The sequence below is a fragment of the Colwellia sp. PAMC 21821 genome (genome assembly GCF_002077175.1).
Lineage (GTDB): Bacteria > Pseudomonadota > Gammaproteobacteria > Enterobacterales > Alteromonadaceae > Cognaticolwellia.
Genome location: NZ_CP014943.1, coordinates 1418072 through 1435688, shown reverse-complemented (window position 1 = coordinate 1435688; position 17617 = coordinate 1418072). Strand labels below are relative to the sequence as shown.

Here is a 17617-nt window from a genome sequence, read left to right as displayed (position 1 = left end):
TTTACTTAGTGAACATCGGAAATAAAAGTACCAGCTGGAAGTTTTTCAGCTGGTTTTTTGCCTTCGCATTAATGTCGCCAATTGTGGTGATGTTATTCGGTAGCATCAGTGCCTCTAGCGATCTCTTTGCTCACTTATGGGCCACGGTATTACCTGAATATATTCGCAATACCTTAGTACTTGGCTTTTGGGTGGCATTACTTTCATTTTGCTTTGGTGTACCCGCCGCCGCACTTATTAGCCAAACCAATATCCTGATGGGCAAGCAGTTAAGATGGTTGCTGATGTTGCCTCTGGCAATGCCTGCCTATTTAGTTGCATATTTATATACCGATTTATTTGATTATGCCGGCCCTGTGCAACGGTTATTACGCACTTGGTTTAACTGGCAATCACCCAATGATTATTACTTCTTTGATATGAGAACCTTAGGCGGGGCGGCCATTGTCATTTCCCTGGTGATGTTCCCTTATGTCTATATGCTGACACGCACCGCTTTTGAGCAACAAGACCGTAATTTACTTCGCGCCAGTCGCTTATTAGGTTGCACCGAACGACAAAGTTTTTATCAGGTTGCACTACCCTTAGCACGTCCAGCTATTGCTGTGTCATTAGCGCTAGTGACCATGGAAACATTAGCCGACTTTGCTACCGTACAATATTTTGCTGTTAATACCTTAACTACCGCTATTTATGATACTTGGTTAGGCTACAGTGACTTTGCCGCCGCCAATGCACTCGCCAGTGTTCTCATGCTTTTTATTTTATTTATTGTTGTCGCCGAGCAACGCGCTAGAGCAGGGCAACTGCATCAATCGAGCCGACCCAATACCCAACACCAGCGTAAGCAGCTTAGTGTTGTACAGCAAATAGTGGCCAGTATCTTTTGTTGGTTTTTAGTCTTTGCTGGCTTTTTATTGCCGGTGCTCCTATTGCTCGCAATGGCGATTGACTATGCCGACTATAATCAACTTGTCGCCTTAATTGCGACCGGAAAAAACAGTATTGAAATTGCAACTTACAGCGCTACAATAGCGACGTTAATTGCATTGATGCTGGCTTTATTTCAACGTTTACATCAAAGTCGCGGACGAATGTTGCCTGTGCAAATTTCTGGTTTTGGTTATGCCATTCCGGGTACTGTACTTGCCATGGCGATGTTAGCCACATTAGGTCCTTTAGATCATATTATTAACGATGTTGCCAAGGCGTTTGACTTTAAAGCGCCAGGGTTAATTTTATCGGGAACGGTCTTCGCTATTATCTTTGCTTTTGTGGTTCGATTTTCAGCCATTGCTAATGGCACTATTAACGCCGGTATCAGCCAAATACCCAAATCACTTGATCTAGCGCCATCCAGTTTAGGAGTCAAAACCTTACCGGCTATTTTCAGGGTACATTTACCGCTATTAAAGTCCTCTATTTTGGTCGCGTGGTTGTTAGTTTTTGTTGAAGCAATGAAAGAGTTACCCGCGGTATTGTTATTACGCCCGTTTAACTTTGAAACCCTAAGTACGCAGATATACCAGCTTATTTCTGATGAGCGTTTAGAGCAGGGTGCATTAGGCGCTATCTTAATTGTCTTGTTTGGCTTACTGCCTATTATTTTTCTTAACCGCCAGAAGGACAGCTAGTGAAGCCACTTATCAATATTGAAAATTTAGCGGTTGAATTACAATCAAAAGTTATTTTATCGCACGTAGATTTAACACTTTCAAAAGGTGAAATATTAGGGCTTGTTGGGCCAAGCGGTTGCGGAAAAACCACTTTGCTAAATACCTTAGCAGGCTTTATTGCACAAAGTGCAGGTACCATTGAAATTAACACGAACGACAATCAGCAAATAAAAATAAGCACTACAGACATGTTACCGGCTGAAGAACGTAATATTGGTATGATATTTCAAGACTATGCGTTGTTCCCACACCTTAGTGTGAATGAAAATATCTGTTTTGGGCTGAAAAAACTATCCAAAGCTGAGCAAGGTAAACGCTGTGAAGAATTACTGACATTACTTGAGTTATCTGAATTTGGGCAACGCTATCCGCATCAACTATCCGGTGGGCAGCAACAACGAGTCGCTATTGCACGAGCGTTAGCGCCACAGCCTAGCTTATTATTACTCGACGAGCCGTTCTCAAATATTGATGCCAGACTACGTAACGAGTTAATGATTGAAATTAGACAGTTATTAAAGCGTTTAGGTATGACCGCTATTTTTGTTACCCATAATAAAGATGAAGTTTTTACTTTTGCAGACAAAATTGCCGTTATGCACCAAGGCAAGGTGCTACAAATGGGCTCTCCTGCTAATGTTTGTCAACAGCCAAAAAGTTGGCAAGTGGCTGACTTTTTACAATTGGGTAGTTGGTTGCCGGTCGCATTACTGACGCAAGAGAGTGACGCGAAAATAACGAGTTTAGTCGGGCAATTGGCGCGTAGTGCTATTGTTAATACCCTAACAGACGAAAGCGATAACAGGTCACTCAATTATCAATTATTAGTTAAGCCACATAATATCGAGTTATGTCAGCATCAGGCGAATAATGTACTTGTTGAACATATAAGCGTAACTGAGCAAGGCTATCATTATTTACTCAGCAGTATTGAACAAAATACGGCATTGGCCTTTTCACAATTAAGTTTTTATAGCCAAGAGATTTATACGTTAGGTGATAAGTTAGCGATTAAATTAAAGGGTGAACACTTTAACTTATTTGCTACTACTCATGCCCATTTATAAGCTGATTCTACTGTTGCTGTCGCCCATTTGTGACACTAAAATCACTTTTTTAGCTAAAAATAATTAATTGTTCAGCCTTAATTGGGTATCAGATCCACAAAAGCCCACAATTTCATTCACTTCCCCCAAAGCCTTTATTTTATTGGCACTCAGCGTAATCAATTAACGAAAACTTTGCTTGACATAAGTTTGCTTTACTCACTAAACTGTATAAGTGTGGGGAAAAGTGGGAATTAGTGGATCATAGGTGATCCCAAAATAATAAAGTGAATTATGTTTAGAGGCACTAGCGCTATTACGCTCGACAGCAAAAACAGAATTACGATGCCTACAAGGTATCGCGAGGAGCTGTTTGCTGATTGCCAAGGAAAAATGGTCTGTACCGTAGATATACAGCATCCCTGCCTATTGTTATACCCACTACCCGAATGGGAAGAAATAGAATTAAAGCTTTGTGGATTGTCGAGTATGAACCCACAAGAGCGATTATTACAACAAGTGATCTTAGGTAATGCCTCAGATTGCGAAATAGATAAAAGTGGTCGTTTATTAATTAATGGCCCCCTGCGACAACATGCAGGCTTGGAAAAAAGTTTAATGTTGGTCGGTCAGTTGAAAAAGTTTGAAATTTGGAGTGAAAGCGCTTGGCAGGCACAGATGCAACAAGGCATTGCAAAAATTCAGTCAGGTGAAATTGAGCTTACAGACCGTTTACTTGATTTATCTTTATGATAAATCGTTGAATAAAATGATGATAACTAGATGGCGTTTATAAATACATAATGCAACACGATAATGCACATATTTCAGTTCTGCTTGCCGAATCGATTACAGGGCTCGCAATTAAACCAGCAGGTATTTATATCGACTGTACTTTTGGTCGTGGCGGTCATTCAGGACTCATTCTTGAAAACTTAGGTCCAGACGGACGCTTGATAGCGATAGACAGAGATTTAACGGCGATAGCAGCGGCTGAAAAATATGCTGATGATCAACGTTTTATTATCGAACATCATGGCTTTGCTGATTTACAGATGATTGTCGAAAAGCATGGTTTGACTGAAAAAATAGACGGTATTTTATTAGATCTTGGTGTGTCATCTCCGCAGCTTGATGAAGCAGAGCGCGGTTTTAGTTTTATGAAAGACGGCCCGCTTGATATGCGTATGGATACCACACGTGGCCAAACCGCTGCTGAATGGATAGCAGTTGCAGATGTTGAAGATATTACTTGGGTGCTACGTACTTTTGGTGAAGAAAAACATGCTTGGCGCATTGCTAACGCTATCGTGGATGAACGTGAAGTAACACCACTGACTCGCACGGGCCAATTAGCGCAATTAATCAAGAAAACAGCACCACAAAGAGAAATTAAAAAGCACCCGGCAACACGCAGTTTTCAAGCAATTCGCATGTACATCAATAGCGAGTTAGAACAAATTGAGAAAGTATTGGCGGCATCTTTGTCAGTACTCGCGACCGATGGTCGTTTGGTGGTTATAAGTTTTCATTCGCTTGAAGACAGATTAGTAAAACAGTTTATGAAAAAGCATTCTCAAGGCAAAAAAGTGCCAAGAGGTATGCCAATCAGCGAAGAAGAATTAAATAAAGGTAAAAACTTGAGCTTAATTGGCCGCAAATTAAAACCAAGTAAAGATGAAGTGGAAGAAAACGTGCGCTCTCGCAGCTCAGTATTAAGGGTTGCACAGAGGCTAGCGCGCTAAAAATGGTGCGTTAGTATGGCAACCCCAAAAGTTGTGTTAACTCTCGATATTTGGCATGACATTAAGCGCCACTTAGTTATTTATGGCATTTTGTTATTGGTATTGATATCAGCGTTTTCAGTGATTTATTTTACCCATTTGAATCGTCAAACCACCAGTAAAATTGAAGTGCTATTAACTGAGCGAGACGCATTAGAAAATGAATGGCGAAATTTGTTATTAGAGCAAAACAGTTTAGCTGAGCATAGTGCCATTGAAAGCAGTGCAGAAAAGCAATTGAATATGACCAGGCCAGATGCAAGCTCGGAAATTATTATTAAATTACTATGATTTATTACCACGGGTATGGCAATGAAAAAACCAGCACAATATAATCCAAACACGGTAGCATGGCGTTTTTACGTTGTGTTAGGCGCTGTTTTGCTTATTTATGCTGGCTTGATGGCACGCACGGCCTATATTCAGGTGTTTGAACCTGACATGCTAAAAAAGCAAGGCGATAACCGTTCATTGCGTACCAATACAAAAACCGTGCAACGTGGCTCTATTGTTGATCGTAATGGTCACGAGTTAGCGATTAGTGTGCCAGTAGAAACGGTGTGGGCTGATCCTAAAATAATTTTTGATACTAATGCGCTGTCTATGACAAAACATTGGCAAGCGTTGGCTGATGTTCTGGGCCAAGATGTTAATAAATTAAAAGTTCGAGTCACTAAAAACCCTACTAAACGTTTTGTCTATATTGAACGTAAAGTTGCTCCCGCCATGGCTGGTTACATTCAAGAGTTAAAAATACCCGGTATTTATTTACGTAAAGAATCTAAACGCTTTTACCCTGCGGGCGAAATAAGTGCGCATATTGTCGGTTTTACCAATGTCGACGATAAAGGCATAGAAGGCGTTGAACGGGTTTACGATCAACTACTCACCGGTGAAGATGGCGAGAAAAAATATCGTAAAGATGCTAAAGGCCGTAAAATAGAAATTTTATCGGTTAAAGCCTCTACACAGCCAAAAGAAATTACCTTGAGTATCGATCAGCGCATACAAGCATTGGCATATCGAGAGCTAAAGGGCGCAGTTAAGGCGTTTAAAGCTACATCAGGCTCAGCTGTGGTAACCAATGTGAACACGGGTGAAATATTAGCCTTGGTTAACAGTCCTTCATATAACCCCAATAATCGTGCTGGTGTTGCTATTCATCGTTTTCGTAATCGTGCGATTACCGATATCTATGAGCCAGGTTCAAGTGTGAAACCATTGACGGTGTTAACCGCTTTGGAATTTGGCAGTGTTAAAAAAGACAGTATTATTGATACTTATCCAGGCTGGATGCGTTTAGGGGGAAGTCGTGTTTCTGATCCGCGTTATCTCGGCAAAATTACTTTATCTGAACTACTCGTACACTCGTCAAATATGGGCACAACTAAATTGGCCCTGTCGGTACCAAAAGATTACTTAATTGATAAGTTTTTTGACGCCGGATTTTCTGAAGAAACCGGAACAGGTTTAGTGGGTGAAAGTTCTGGCATGATGCACGATAGAGCACGTTGGTCAAAATTTGAATTAGCCACATTATCTTGGGGCCACGGTGTGGCAATTACGCCAATTCAGCTAGCGCGTTTTTATACAACCTTAGGAAATGGTGGTACTAAAATACCTTTAACTATTTTAAAACAAGACGCTGACATGCTAGCAAAACAAAAGCATGAACGTATTTTCTCTGCCGAAAACAGTCAAAATGTTGTAGAGATGTTGGAAAATGTGGTTAACGAGCATTACACCGTTGCGAAAGTCGATGGTTATCGTGTTGGTGGCAAAAGTGGTACAGCGATTAAAGCGTTTGCCGGTGGTTATGGTAATGACTATGTTGGTTTGTTTGCCGGTGTAGCACCTATTTCTGATCCCGAAATTGCAGTCGTGGTGGTGATCGATGATCCCGGTGGTGATTTATATCATGGGGGGGAAGTTGCTGCGCCCGTTTTTTCGCGAATTATGAAGGGCACGCTGCGGCTGCTCAATGTCCCGCCTGATGCGAATACAAGGATGACCTCTGTAAAAGCAGAGCAAAAAGTTGAGATTTTACCCAAGGAGCGTGACCATGTTTGATCACGCTTTAGACGTTTCTAATGCACCTAAAAATTATGCCGCTATTGCAGCGGTTTTAAGCGTTGGTGAAATTACGCTTTCATCGAGTAACATTGGGCTACTCAAAGCACGCTTTAAAGTACAGTTAACAGCGCAAGATAATCAGCAACCAGTTGCTAAAGCTAACTTAGTGAACGATACGCGCGCCTTAAATGCCGGTGATGTATTCTGTGCGGTTATCGGAAGTTTACGTGACGGTCGTGAATATGTTCAACAAGCAATATCGGCAAACTGCGCCATGATATTGCAAGAAACCACTGAACAATCAGCACATGGACAATTGACATGGTTTGAACAGGTGCCAGGCTCACAAGTTCCCGTGTTGTCTTACTTTCAGTTGAACAATAATTTATTTGATGTTGCAAAAGCGTTTTATGGTGAACCACAAAAATCGTTAAATATTATTGGCATTACCGGCACCAATGGTAAAACCAGCACAAGCCAAATTATTGCCAATTTACTCGATTATTGTCAGAAAAATTGTGCCGTTATTGGCACCAATGGCGCAGGCAAACTTGCGCATCTGCAAACGATTGAAAATACCACGCCAGGCGCAACAGAATTGCATCAGCTTTTGGCGCTATTTAGCGAACAAAATATTACCGATGTTGCCATGGAAGTGTCATCACACGCCTTGGCACAAAAACGCGTCAGTGCGACATTATTTAATACTGCTGTGTTTACAAATTTAAGCCGCGATCATCTAGATTATCACCAAACTATGTCGGCGTATGCCGCAGCGAAGCAAGAAATATTCACTGGTACTAATAAACAAGTGGCGGTTATTAACGGCGATGATAAACAAGCGCAAAGTTGGCTAGAAAATTGGCCAAAAGCACAAGGGGTTGTGGTTTATGGTCGAGATAAACACATTGTAGATTATGCCCGTTTTGCGCAAGCGTTGAATGTTCAGCATCATGCTAACGGGGTTAGCTTCCAACTGGTTACCGAGCAAGGCGAATGTGAAATTCACAGCCAGTTGTTAGGTGACTTTAATGTTGAAAACCTCTTAGCTGCTATTGCCGTGTTAATGGTCGAGAACATACCACTAACTACCATTGCCAAAGCGATCACGCAACTTGTGCCCATTATTGGTCGGATGGAAGCATTTTCGTCAGCAGGTAAACCTACGGCTGTAGTTGATTACGCCCATACCCCGATGCATTGGCTAGCGCATTAGATGCTTGCCGATTGCATTGCCATGGCAAATTATGGCTAGTATTTGGCTGCGGTGGCGACAGAGATGTTGGTAAGCGAGCATTAATGGCGAAAGTGGCTGAAAGTAAAGCGGATCGTCTGATCGTTACCAACGACAATCCTCGCAGCGAAGACCCGGAAGCCATAGCCGCAGATATTATTGCAGGCTTAGGAAAAACAACAAATTTTGAAAAAATATTAGATAGAGAAACCGCCATTTTATCAGCATTAACACAAGCAGCTGCCGATGATGTCGTGCTTTGTGCCGGAAAAGGCCACGAAGACTACATTATTTTTGGCAATGAAAAGCGTCATTATGATGAACGCGCAGTAGTCAAAGCATTTTATTCTGCAGAAAAAGAGGTAACGGCATGATCTCGTTAACCTTAACTGAATTATCAACAGCTATTAATGGCCAACTGTTAGGTGAGAGCTCAACCATAAAAGCGATAAGCACCGATAGTCGTGCCTTAAAGGCTGGTGATGTTTTCTTAGCATTGCAAGGGCCAAATTTTGATGGTCATAAATTCTTAACGCAAGCCAGTGAGCTGGGTTGTAGCGCGGTTATTGTCCAAAAAGCACAAGAAAACCTCAATATTGCGCAAATCGTCGTCGAAGATACACATAAGGCATTAGGCGAAATTGGTGCTTATGTAAAAGCCAAAGTGGCGCCTAAAACGGTAGCGATTACCGGTAGCAGTGGTAAAACCACGGTAAAAGAGATGGTCGCGGCGATTTTAAATCGCTTAGGCAATGTACTCGCTACCAAAGGTAACTTTAATAACGATATTGGTGTGCCACTGACGCTATTACGATTAGAAGAGCAGCATGACTTTGCCGTGGTGGAATTAGGTGCTAATCATATTGGTGAAATCGCTTATACCTCAGCACTGGTTAAGCCCGATGTTGCCATTATTAATAATATCGCCGCAGCTCACTTAGAAGGTTTTGGTGACTTATGTGGCGTAGCACGCGCGAAAGGTGAAATTTTTTCTGGCTTAAACGCTGGTGGCGTTGCTATTTATAATCAAGACACTCAGTGGGCTGACAAATGGCAATGGCGCTTAACAGATAAAAAAGTGCTGCGATTTTCATGTAAAGACAGCGCTGATTTTTACAGTCATCAAGAAGTTTTAGATAGCAATGGTTGTGCAAATTTTACATTAATGACCCCTATGGGCAGTGTTGAAATTGCACTGACCGTGCCAGGGCATCACAACGTCTGCAATGCCGTTGCTGCCGCGACTATCGCAGTAGAGTTTGGTGCTAGTTTGGACGATATTCGTTTGGGTTTAGCTGAAATGGCTGAAGTTAAAGGGCGATTGAATTTACATCAACTCGATAGCAAGACTAAATTAATCGACGATACCTATAACGCTAACGTCGAATCAATCAATGCCGCATCAGACTTATTGGCGAGTTATTCAGGTCGTCGAGTGCTTATTTTGGGCGATATGGGCGAGTTAGGCGAAGAAGCACGTCGTTATCACCAAGAAGTTGGCGAACATGCGAAAAATAAGCATATTGACGATTTGTTGACCTTAGGCGTATTAAGTCAACATGCCTCTGATGCCTTTTATCAAGGACAAGAGGCACAGGCTCAACATTTTAGTAGTAAAGAAAAATTATTGTCACGATTACAGCAGTTACTTCAAGGTGAAGAACAGCAAGTGACTATTTTGGTTAAAGGTTCGCGCAGTGCTCATATGGAATACGTAGTGGCTGATATTATTCAATGGCATAACAGTCAGACTATGCAGGAGCAGGCATAATGTTACTTTGGTTAGGTGAGTATCTCACCCAGTTTTATTCATTTTTCAATGTTTTTTCTTATTTAACATTTCGAGCCATTATATCAACGCTGACCGCGTTGATTATATCGTTATATTTTGGCCCTAAATTGATCCGTGCTTTGCAAAATATGCAAATAGGTCAAACGGTTCGTGACGATGGCCCAGAAAGTCACTTAGTTAAATCAGGTACGCCAACCATGGGCGGGCTATTAATATTAGCCGCTATCGTCGTCAGTGTTTTATTGTGGGCTGACTTAACAAACACCTATGTTTGGGTCGTGCTATTTGTACTCGTTAGCTTTGGCTTAATTGGTTTTGTTGATGATTACCGTAAAGTTATTCGCAAAGACTCAAATGGCTTAATTGCCCGTTGGAAGTACTTTTGGCAGACCGTGATTGGTTTAGCAACGGCGATATTTTTATATCAATTTGCGCAAAGCCCTGAAGAAACCACGTTACTGATTCCGTTTGTTAAGAATGTATTACCGCAGTTAGGTTTACTTTATATCGGTTTAGTGTATTTCGTCATTGTGGGTACCAGTAATGCGGTTAACTTAACCGATGGTCTTGATGGTCTTGCCATTGTGCCGACCATTATGGTGGCGGGGGCATTTGCCGTTTTTGCTTACATGACAGGGCATGCTAATTTTTCTGAATATTTACATATCCCCCACATAGCTTTAGCCAGTGAACTCGTGGTTGTTTGTACCGCTATTGTTGGTGCTGGTTTAGGATTTTTGTGGTTTAACACTTACCCTGCACAAGTTTTTATGGGCGATGTTGGCTCGCTTGCCTTAGGTGCTGCATTAGGTGTTATCGCCGTATTGGTTAGACAAGAGTTAGTGTTATTTATTATGGGCGGTGTGTTCGTTATAGAAACACTGTCGGTAATTTTACAGGTAGGTTCATACAAGTTACGTGGTCAACGTATATTTCGTATGGCGCCCATTCATCATCATTATGAGTTAAAAGGTTGGCCGGAGCCAAGAGTGATCGTTCGCTTTTGGATAATTTCTTTAGTGTTAGTGTTGATTGGCTTAGCCACTCTGAAGTTAAGGTAAAAATAAACGCGTGAATAAACAATTGCAACAGTCGGTAACGACGCAATTAGCGAATAAACGAATCGTGATCTTAGGTATTGGTATCACGGGATTATCGTGCGCGCGTTTTTTACATCGTCATGACATTGCATTTGCAGTCAACGATAGCCGAGCAATGCCTATTTCTCCGGGTGATTTTAAACATCAATTTGCTGATAATACCTTAGTTTTTGGCCATTGGGATCTAGCGCTAATCGCCCAAGCAGACATTTTAATTGTCAGCCCAGGTATTGATATTACAGCGTCAGAGATTAGTGATGTCATTAACAAAAATTGCGATGTTATTGGTGATATCGAACTGTTTTGCCGATTAAGTGATACGCCGATATTAGCGGTGACGGGCTCAAATGGTAAATCGACCGTGGTGTCGATGTTAAATTATGTCGGAAACGGCTTAGGTTACCGCGTGCAGTTAGGTGGCAATATTGGCTTGCCGGTACTGGATCAAATTGACCAAGAAAAAGCAGATTTTATTGTTTTAGAGCTATCAAGTTTTCAGCTTGAAACCGTAAAAAGTATGAAGCCACTGGCCGCAACGGTATTGAACTTAAGTGATGATCATTTAGATCGTCATAAGACCATTGAAAACTATGGCGCTATCAAGCAAAGCATATATCAAAATAGCACCTATGCACTTTATAACCGTAACGACAACGCGACTAAACCTGATGCATGTTATGCCAACAGTCAGCAGGTAAGTTTTGGCAGCGAACCTGCACAATCGGGTGATTTCGGCATTGCTGAACTCGACGGTGTTAGTTATTTAATGTTAGGCGATAAACCGTTATGCACCTTGGCTGAATTGCCATTACAAGGTATTCATAATGCTTTAAATTATTTAGCCGTGTTAGCGTTAGGAAAATGTGCAGGCTGGGATTTAACTTCAGTACTAGCAAGCTTAATGACTTTTAAAGGTTTAGCACATCGTTGTGAAGTAATTGAAACAAACGATGGGATTCGTTGGATTAACGATTCAAAGGCCACCAATGTTGGTGCGACCCTTGCTGCTATTGAAGGTTTATCACCTACATTGCAGGGCAATAAGCTCATTTTAATCGCCGGCGGTGATGGCAAAGGTGCTGATTTCTCTCCACTTACACCAGCATTAACCCAGCACGTCGACTACTTGATCACGATTGGCAAAGATGGCCGTAATATTGCTGCGTTAAGAACACCAGAACAAGCAGATAAAACTTCGCACCTTGATTCATTGTCAGCGGCGGTAAAACTTGCCAGAACGTTAGCAAATGCGGGCGACATGGTCTTATTATCACCGGCTTGTGCCAGTTTAGATATGTTTGCGAACTATGTTGAACGTGGTGTGGTGTTTATAAAATCAGTGTTAACGCATAAGGAGCGAATTTAATGATAGCCTCCTTTGCTAATTTGTCACAGTGGACGTTACCGCCTTGGTTACAAGTTGAGTCAAGTTCGGTCGCTACCTTTGACCGCAGCTATGTATTACTTGCGCTCAGTATGTATATGATCGGTTTAATCATGGTAGCAAGCTCTTCAATGCCAATTGCAGAAAGGCTATTTGCTAATCCATTTCATTTTATTGTACGGCACATGATTTACATTGGCCTTAGCCTGTTCGTTGCGGCCTTGACGTTACAAATACCGATGCATAAATGGCATAAATATAGTGGCAATTTATTGTTAGTAGGTATTGCTTTACTGGTGGTTGTTCTAGTTGTGGGCCGAAATGTTAACGGTGCTACACGCTGGATTGGACTTGGACCGATAACCATACAAGCGGCAGAACCAGCGAAACTATTTTTCTTTTGCTATTTGTCTGCTTATTTAGTTAGACGACGCGATGAAGTTATGGAAAATGTTAAAGGCTTTGCCAAGCCTTTATTAGTTTTTGGTGTATTGAGTGGTTTGTTATTAATGCAACCAGACTTAGGCACCATTATCGTGATGTTTGTTACGACCTTTGGCTTGTTATTTTTAGCGGGTGCCAAGTTATGGCAATTTATCGCAATTTCAGGCGTTGGTGTCACGTTACTGTCAATGTTGGCTTATTTTTCACCTTATCGTTGGGCGCGGGTAACAGGTTTCCTCGACCCTTGGAAAGACCCTTTTGGTAGTGGTTACCAGTTAACACAATCGTTAATGGCTTATGGCCGCGGTGAAACCTTTGGTCAAGGTTTAGGTAACAGTGTACAAAAATTAGAATATTTACCTGAAGCACATACCGATTTTGTAATGGCTGTACTTGCGGAAGAATTTGGCTTTATCGGCATCAGCGTTATTTTGTTGTTAAGTATGACCTTGGTCTTTAAAGCGTTATTACTGGGCAGGAAAGCAGTCAGCCAAGAAAAATATTTTGAAGGTTTTTTTGCCTACGCTATTGGTATTTGGTTCTGCTTTCAGGCAGCCGTTAATATTGGCGCCAGTGCCGGCATAGTACCAACTAAAGGCTTAACAATGCCGCTGATTAGTTATGGCGGGAGTTCCATGATTATTATGACCATAGCTTTGGTGATATTAATCCGTATTGATCACGAAATTAGATTACAAAGTATTCAAGCAACCAGTCGCGCGACTGGTACTCATAAAGGCTCTAAGAAGAAACAAAGTAAAGTGAAGAAAACAAAACTTATCGAGGGCGAAAATGACTGAACAAACTAGTCATGACTCAAAACGCCCAACCCTGCTAGTCATGGCAGGCGGAACCGGCGGGCATATATTTCCGGGGATTGCTGTTGCTGATGCATTAGTAAAACAAGGTTGGAAAATACATTGGCTAGGTACAGCTCAGCGAATGGAAGCAGACCTAGTGCCAAAAAGTGGCTATCCGATCTCATTTATTAATATGGCTGGCGTGCGTAATAAAAGCTGGCAAACATGGTTGAAAACGCCATTCAAAATATTGCAATCTGTGCTGCAGTCGATTCAAATATTGCGCAAAGTTAAGCCTGATGTTGTTCTGGGAATGGGCGGTTATGCGAGTGCTCCTGGTGGCGTTGCAGCCTGGTTATTAGGTATTCCGTTGGTATTGCATGAACAAAATGCTGTTGCCGGTATGAGTAACCGTTATCTGTCGTTTATCGCGACAAGAACGTTAAGTGCTTTTCCTGGTGCGTTTAGTAAAAGAGTTAGCTCAAAAGTAGTTGGGAATCCATTGCGTAGCGATATTATCGCCATTAAAAACGTTATGCCTGAGCAACCGGCTACGAGCAAAAAAGTATTGGTTGTTGGTGGCAGTTTAGGGGCAAAAATACTAAACGACGTTGTGCCACAAGCAATGAATCAAATTAAGGTACAGAGTATTGATGTTTGGCATCAAACCGGTGGTGGCAATGAACAAGCCGTCTTGAAAAGTTATCAAGACTACGGTTTGCCAGAAGATAAGGTCAAAGTAACAGAATTTATTGAAGATATGGCTGCAGCCTATGAGTGGGCTGACGTGGTTATTTGTCGAGCGGGTGCACTAACAGTATCTGAATTAGCAATGGCAGCCAAGCCTGCTATTTTCGTACCCTTGCCGCATGCGGTTGATGATCATCAAACCAAAAATGCGATGTATTTAGTTAATTGTGGTGCGGCAAAATTAATCGCACAAAAAGAGTTTAACGGTACAACCCTAGGGCAAATGCTTAATAGTCTGTTTATATCTGACAAAGTCGTACAACAGATGTCGAAAGCTGCGCACAATGCTGCCCATGCGGATGCAACTAACCTTGTGGCATCAACCTGTATCGAGGTAGTAAAAACATGAGTAAAGAAATGACTACAGAAAGAAGTAACAATACAGCATTAAGTAATGCCAATAACCGGGTACCAGAAATGCGCCGTGTAAAAACCATCCACTTTGTCGGTATTGGTGGTGCGGGTATGGGCGGTATTGCCGAAGTATTGTTGAACGAAGGCTATCAAATTACCGGTTCTGACATTGGTGAAAACCAAGTGGTTAAACGATTGACAGCTTTAGGCGCGAAAATAACTATCGGTCATCACGAAAATAATGTTAATGGCGCGAGTGTTATTGTGGTTTCAACTGCTATTAATGTTGAAAACCCAGAGTTAGTTGCGGCACATGAACAACGTATTCCTGTTGTTCGTCGAGCTGAAATGCTGGCTGAATTAATGCGTTTTCGCCACGGTATTGCCATTGCTGGTACGCATGGTAAAACCACCACTACTAGCTTAATTGCCAGTATATTTGCCCAAGCGAACTTAGATCCTACTTTTGTAATCGGTGGCTTGTTAAATAGTGCCGGCACTAATGCACGTTTAGGCAGTAGTCGTTATTTAATTGCTGAAGCCGATGAAAGCGATGCGTCATTCTTGCATTTACAACCTATGGTTTCAGTGATCACCAATATTGATGAAGATCATATGGAAACCTATCAAGGTGACTTTGAAAAACTTAAAGATACCTACATTGAGTTTCTACACAACTTACCATTTTATGGTTTAGCCGTGGTTTGTTTAGATAATCCAGTGGTACGAGAAATATTACCGCGCATTGGTCGCCAAGTTATTACTTATGGCTTCTGCGAAGACGCTGACGTTAGAGCAACACAATATCAACAATCAGCCGGCATGAGCTCATTTGTGGTTGAGCGCAAAGACAGCGCGCCATTGGCTATTAGCGTTAATTTACCGGGTGAGCACAATGTATTAAACGCCTTAGCAGGTGTTGCGGTTGCGATTGATGAAGGTGTTGAAGATATCGCTATTCAGCAAGCGTTACAAAGTTTTGCAGGTATCGGTCGACGTTTTGAAAAATTAGCCACTTTGCACACAGAGCAAGGTGAAATGGTGTTAATTGATGATTATGGTCATCATCCAACGGAAGTGAAAGCGACCATAGCGGCAATGCGTAATGGCTGGCCAGAAAAAAGACTGATCATGGTATTTCAACCTCATAGATACTCACGTACGCGTGATCTATACGAAGACTTTGTTGAAGTGTTATCAGAAGTCGATTGCTTATTTTTACTTGACGTTTATGGTGCAGGCGAAGCGCCAATTGCTAATGCTGACAGTAAAAGTTTAGCGCGTAGCATACGTCTGCGCGGTCAAATAGAGCCAATTTATGTCAGCGACAGCGATAAGTTAGCCGAATTAATCGCGGCACAGTTAAAAGATGGCGACATGGTTATTACCCAAGGTGCCGGCAACATTGGTGCGATTGCACGTAGTTTAGCAACAGATAAAAAGTTAATGGCGGCAAACTCATGAAACCTTTATTAGAACAAAAATTAGCTGTTTTATATGGCGGCACATCAGCAGAAAGAGCGGTGTCACTTAATTCAGGTAAAGCAGTGGCTAAAGGTTTAAAAGAAGCTGGCTTCGATGTTCAGCTTATTGATACTCAAGATTACTGCTTAAGTGATTTAGTAAAATTAGATATTGACCGTGTGTTTATTGCATTACATGGCCGTGGTGGTGAAGACGGTTGTGTGCAAGGTGCGCTGCAATATATGAATATTCCTTATACCGGATCAGATGTGCTAGGTTCTGCGTTATCCATGGATAAAATTCGCAGCAAGCAAGTATTTCAAGCGTTGAATTTACCGACAGCAGCTTTTGCTATTGTCGATAAAGCACAGTATCAAGCAGAAGATGCGGCAAAAATATTACAACAATTAGGCAATGTGGTCATGGTTAAGCCTGCGAATGAAGGTTCAAGCATTGGCATGTCTAAGGCAAATAACGCTGAGGAATTACATCAGGCACTTATCGCTGCTTTTCATTATGACCATCAAATTTTGGTCGAGGCTTGGGTTCAAGGGCCAGAGTACACGGTTGCCATTTTAGGCCAAACGCCGTTACCGGTTATACATATGGTAACTCCGAACGACTTTTATGACTACGACGCGAAATATAAAGCTAATACAACGCAATATCATTGTCCGTGTTCACTTTCTGCTGAGGACGAGGCCGAGCTACAAAGTATCGCCTTAAAAGCATTTAATGCTACCGGCGCTAAAGGGTGGGGGCGAGTAGATGTTATGCGCAACGCACAAGGTCAATGGCAATTATTAGAAGTCAATACAGTACCGGGCATGACAGAAACGTCATTGGTTCCTAAAGCCGCGAAGGTTCACGGCTTAAGCTTTAGCGAATTAGTGACAAAAATAGTCGCGATAAGCGCACAAGGCAGTGCGTAACGTATGGCAACGGCAATGCAAAAACAACTTCCATTAAAGGAAGAAGTCGCCAATTTACACTGGTCTTTTTGGCTAGGTGTGGCGTTTTTCGTTGCGGTTATTGTTGCCATTTTATCGTTCGGTATTTTTTTGAACAAACAACTTAGCGCGGAAGAGTCAGCGCCTGTCACCTCAATTGCGATTGCCGGTGAAATGCCTTACACCACGCGCTTAGATATTGAACGAGCGATAGAAAAAGTTAATTTAGGTAATTTCTTTAACTTAGATGTGAATGACGTGCAGCAAAAAGTGGCTAAGTTACCTTGGGTTTATTCTGTTTCAGTACGGAAAAAATGGCCCGATGAATTGAAAATTTATATTGTTGATCAAAAACCCATCGCTCATTGGAATGGTGATTTTTTGATTAACGCAAACGGAAAAGCGTTTCAGGCTGACGTGCAGCGTTTAGTCAAGAAGTTACCGGCATTTTTTGGTCCAGAGGGCAGTGAACAAATAGCCTTAGACAACTTTAGAGATTTGAACAAGCTATTGGATTTTAGCCAGCTAACCATAGATGAATTAGTGCTGACCGAGCGCTTTGCTTGGCAGCTTATCTTAAATGATGGTGTCACCATTAATTTAGGACGTGATAATCGTGTTGAGCGTATACAGCGCTTTATGGACGTTTATCCAGAAATTAAATTGAATAAAAAGGAGGGGCAGCAAGTGGATTATGTTGACCTGAGATACGATACCGGTTTAGCCGTTGGTTGGAAAACCGCGGATAATAAAGAAAGAGTTTAGC

16 protein-coding genes are annotated in these 17617 nt (G+C 41.8%); all 16 read left to right on the top strand.

The genetic code is table 11. The features are described 5' to 3' along the window. The first annotated feature begins 8 nt into the window (after window positions 1-8). Entirely contained in the window at window positions 9-1634 is a 1626-nt protein-coding gene (locus A3Q33_RS06005; RefSeq protein ID WP_231295783.1) for an ABC transporter permease, read from the top strand. Continuing rightward, window positions 1634-2743, top strand: coding sequence for an ABC transporter ATP-binding protein (locus A3Q33_RS06000; protein ID WP_081179165.1), 1110 nt, complete (start codon window positions 1634-1636; stop codon window positions 2741-2743). The genes A3Q33_RS06005 and A3Q33_RS06000 overlap by 1 nt, the downstream gene beginning before the upstream one ends. A 273-nt stretch (window positions 2744-3016) precedes the next feature. After that, window positions 3017-3475: a division/cell wall cluster transcriptional repressor MraZ gene (gene mraZ, locus A3Q33_RS05995; RefSeq protein ID WP_081179164.1), complete on the top strand. Its 459-nt coding sequence runs from the start codon at window positions 3017-3019 to the stop codon at window positions 3473-3475. A gap of 50 nt (window positions 3476-3525) precedes the next feature. Beyond that, complete coding sequence (gene rsmH, locus A3Q33_RS05990; protein WP_081179163.1) at window positions 3526-4467, top strand: 16S rRNA (cytosine(1402)-N(4))-methyltransferase RsmH; 942 nt, start codon at window positions 3526-3528, stop codon at window positions 4465-4467. A gap of 15 nt (window positions 4468-4482) precedes the next feature. Continuing rightward, window positions 4483-4797, top strand: coding sequence for a cell division protein FtsL (gene ftsL / locus A3Q33_RS05985; protein WP_081148291.1), 315 nt, complete (start codon window positions 4483-4485; stop codon window positions 4795-4797). A 21-nt stretch (window positions 4798-4818) separates the two neighbouring features. Next, a complete protein-coding gene (locus tag A3Q33_RS05980; RefSeq protein ID WP_196798058.1) occupies window positions 4819-6576 on the top strand; it encodes a peptidoglycan D,D-transpeptidase FtsI family protein in 1758 nt (585 codons plus the stop codon). Further along, window positions 6569-7795 (top strand): Mur ligase family protein, encoded by a 1227-nt coding sequence (locus tag A3Q33_RS05975; protein ID WP_081179161.1) that lies wholly within the window; start codon window positions 6569-6571, stop codon window positions 7793-7795. Before A3Q33_RS05980 ends, A3Q33_RS05975 begins: the two co-directional genes overlap by 8 nt. Further along, window positions 7780-8187: a glutamate ligase domain-containing protein gene (locus A3Q33_RS05970; protein WP_081179160.1), complete on the top strand. Its 408-nt coding sequence runs from the start codon at window positions 7780-7782 to the stop codon at window positions 8185-8187. Before A3Q33_RS05975 ends, A3Q33_RS05970 begins: the two co-directional genes overlap by 16 nt. Continuing rightward, window positions 8184-9584 (top strand): UDP-N-acetylmuramoyl-tripeptide--D-alanyl-D-alanine ligase, encoded by a 1401-nt coding sequence (locus tag A3Q33_RS05965; protein WP_081179159.1) that lies wholly within the window; start codon window positions 8184-8186, stop codon window positions 9582-9584. The genes A3Q33_RS05970 and A3Q33_RS05965 overlap by 4 nt, the downstream gene beginning before the upstream one ends. Continuing rightward, entirely contained in the window at window positions 9584-10666 is a 1083-nt protein-coding gene (gene mraY / locus A3Q33_RS05960; protein WP_081148303.1) for a phospho-N-acetylmuramoyl-pentapeptide-transferase, read from the top strand. The genes A3Q33_RS05965 and mraY overlap by 1 nt, the downstream gene beginning before the upstream one ends. 10 nt (window positions 10667-10676) lie before the next feature. Continuing rightward, complete coding sequence (gene murD / locus A3Q33_RS05955) at window positions 10677-12071, top strand: UDP-N-acetylmuramoyl-L-alanine--D-glutamate ligase (protein WP_231295782.1); 1395 nt, start codon at window positions 10677-10679, stop codon at window positions 12069-12071. Beyond that, a complete protein-coding gene (gene ftsW / locus A3Q33_RS05950; RefSeq protein WP_081179158.1) occupies window positions 12071-13333 on the top strand; it encodes a cell division protein FtsW in 1263 nt (420 codons plus the stop codon). The genes murD and ftsW overlap by 1 nt, the downstream gene beginning before the upstream one ends. Then, window positions 13326-14432 carry an undecaprenyldiphospho-muramoylpentapeptide beta-N-acetylglucosaminyltransferase gene (murG, locus tag A3Q33_RS05945; protein WP_081179157.1) on the top strand — a complete coding sequence of 369 codons (1107 nt, stop codon included), beginning with the start codon at window positions 13326-13328 and terminating at the stop codon, window positions 14430-14432. The genes ftsW and murG overlap by 8 nt, the downstream gene beginning before the upstream one ends. Window positions 14433-14440: 8 nt before the next feature. Further along, entirely contained in the window at window positions 14441-15901 is a 1461-nt protein-coding gene (murC, locus tag A3Q33_RS05940) for a UDP-N-acetylmuramate--L-alanine ligase (RefSeq protein ID WP_081182328.1), read from the top strand. Next, on the top strand, window positions 15898-16833 hold the full coding sequence (locus tag A3Q33_RS05935) for a D-alanine--D-alanine ligase (RefSeq protein WP_081179156.1): 936 nt from the start codon (window positions 15898-15900) through the stop codon (window positions 16831-16833). Before murC ends, A3Q33_RS05935 begins: the two co-directional genes overlap by 4 nt. Window positions 16834-16848: 15 nt before the next feature. Beyond that, window positions 16849-17616: a cell division protein FtsQ/DivIB gene (locus A3Q33_RS05930; RefSeq protein WP_231295781.1), complete on the top strand. Its 768-nt coding sequence runs from the start codon at window positions 16849-16851 to the stop codon at window positions 17614-17616. Window position 17617: the final 1 nt, after the last annotated feature.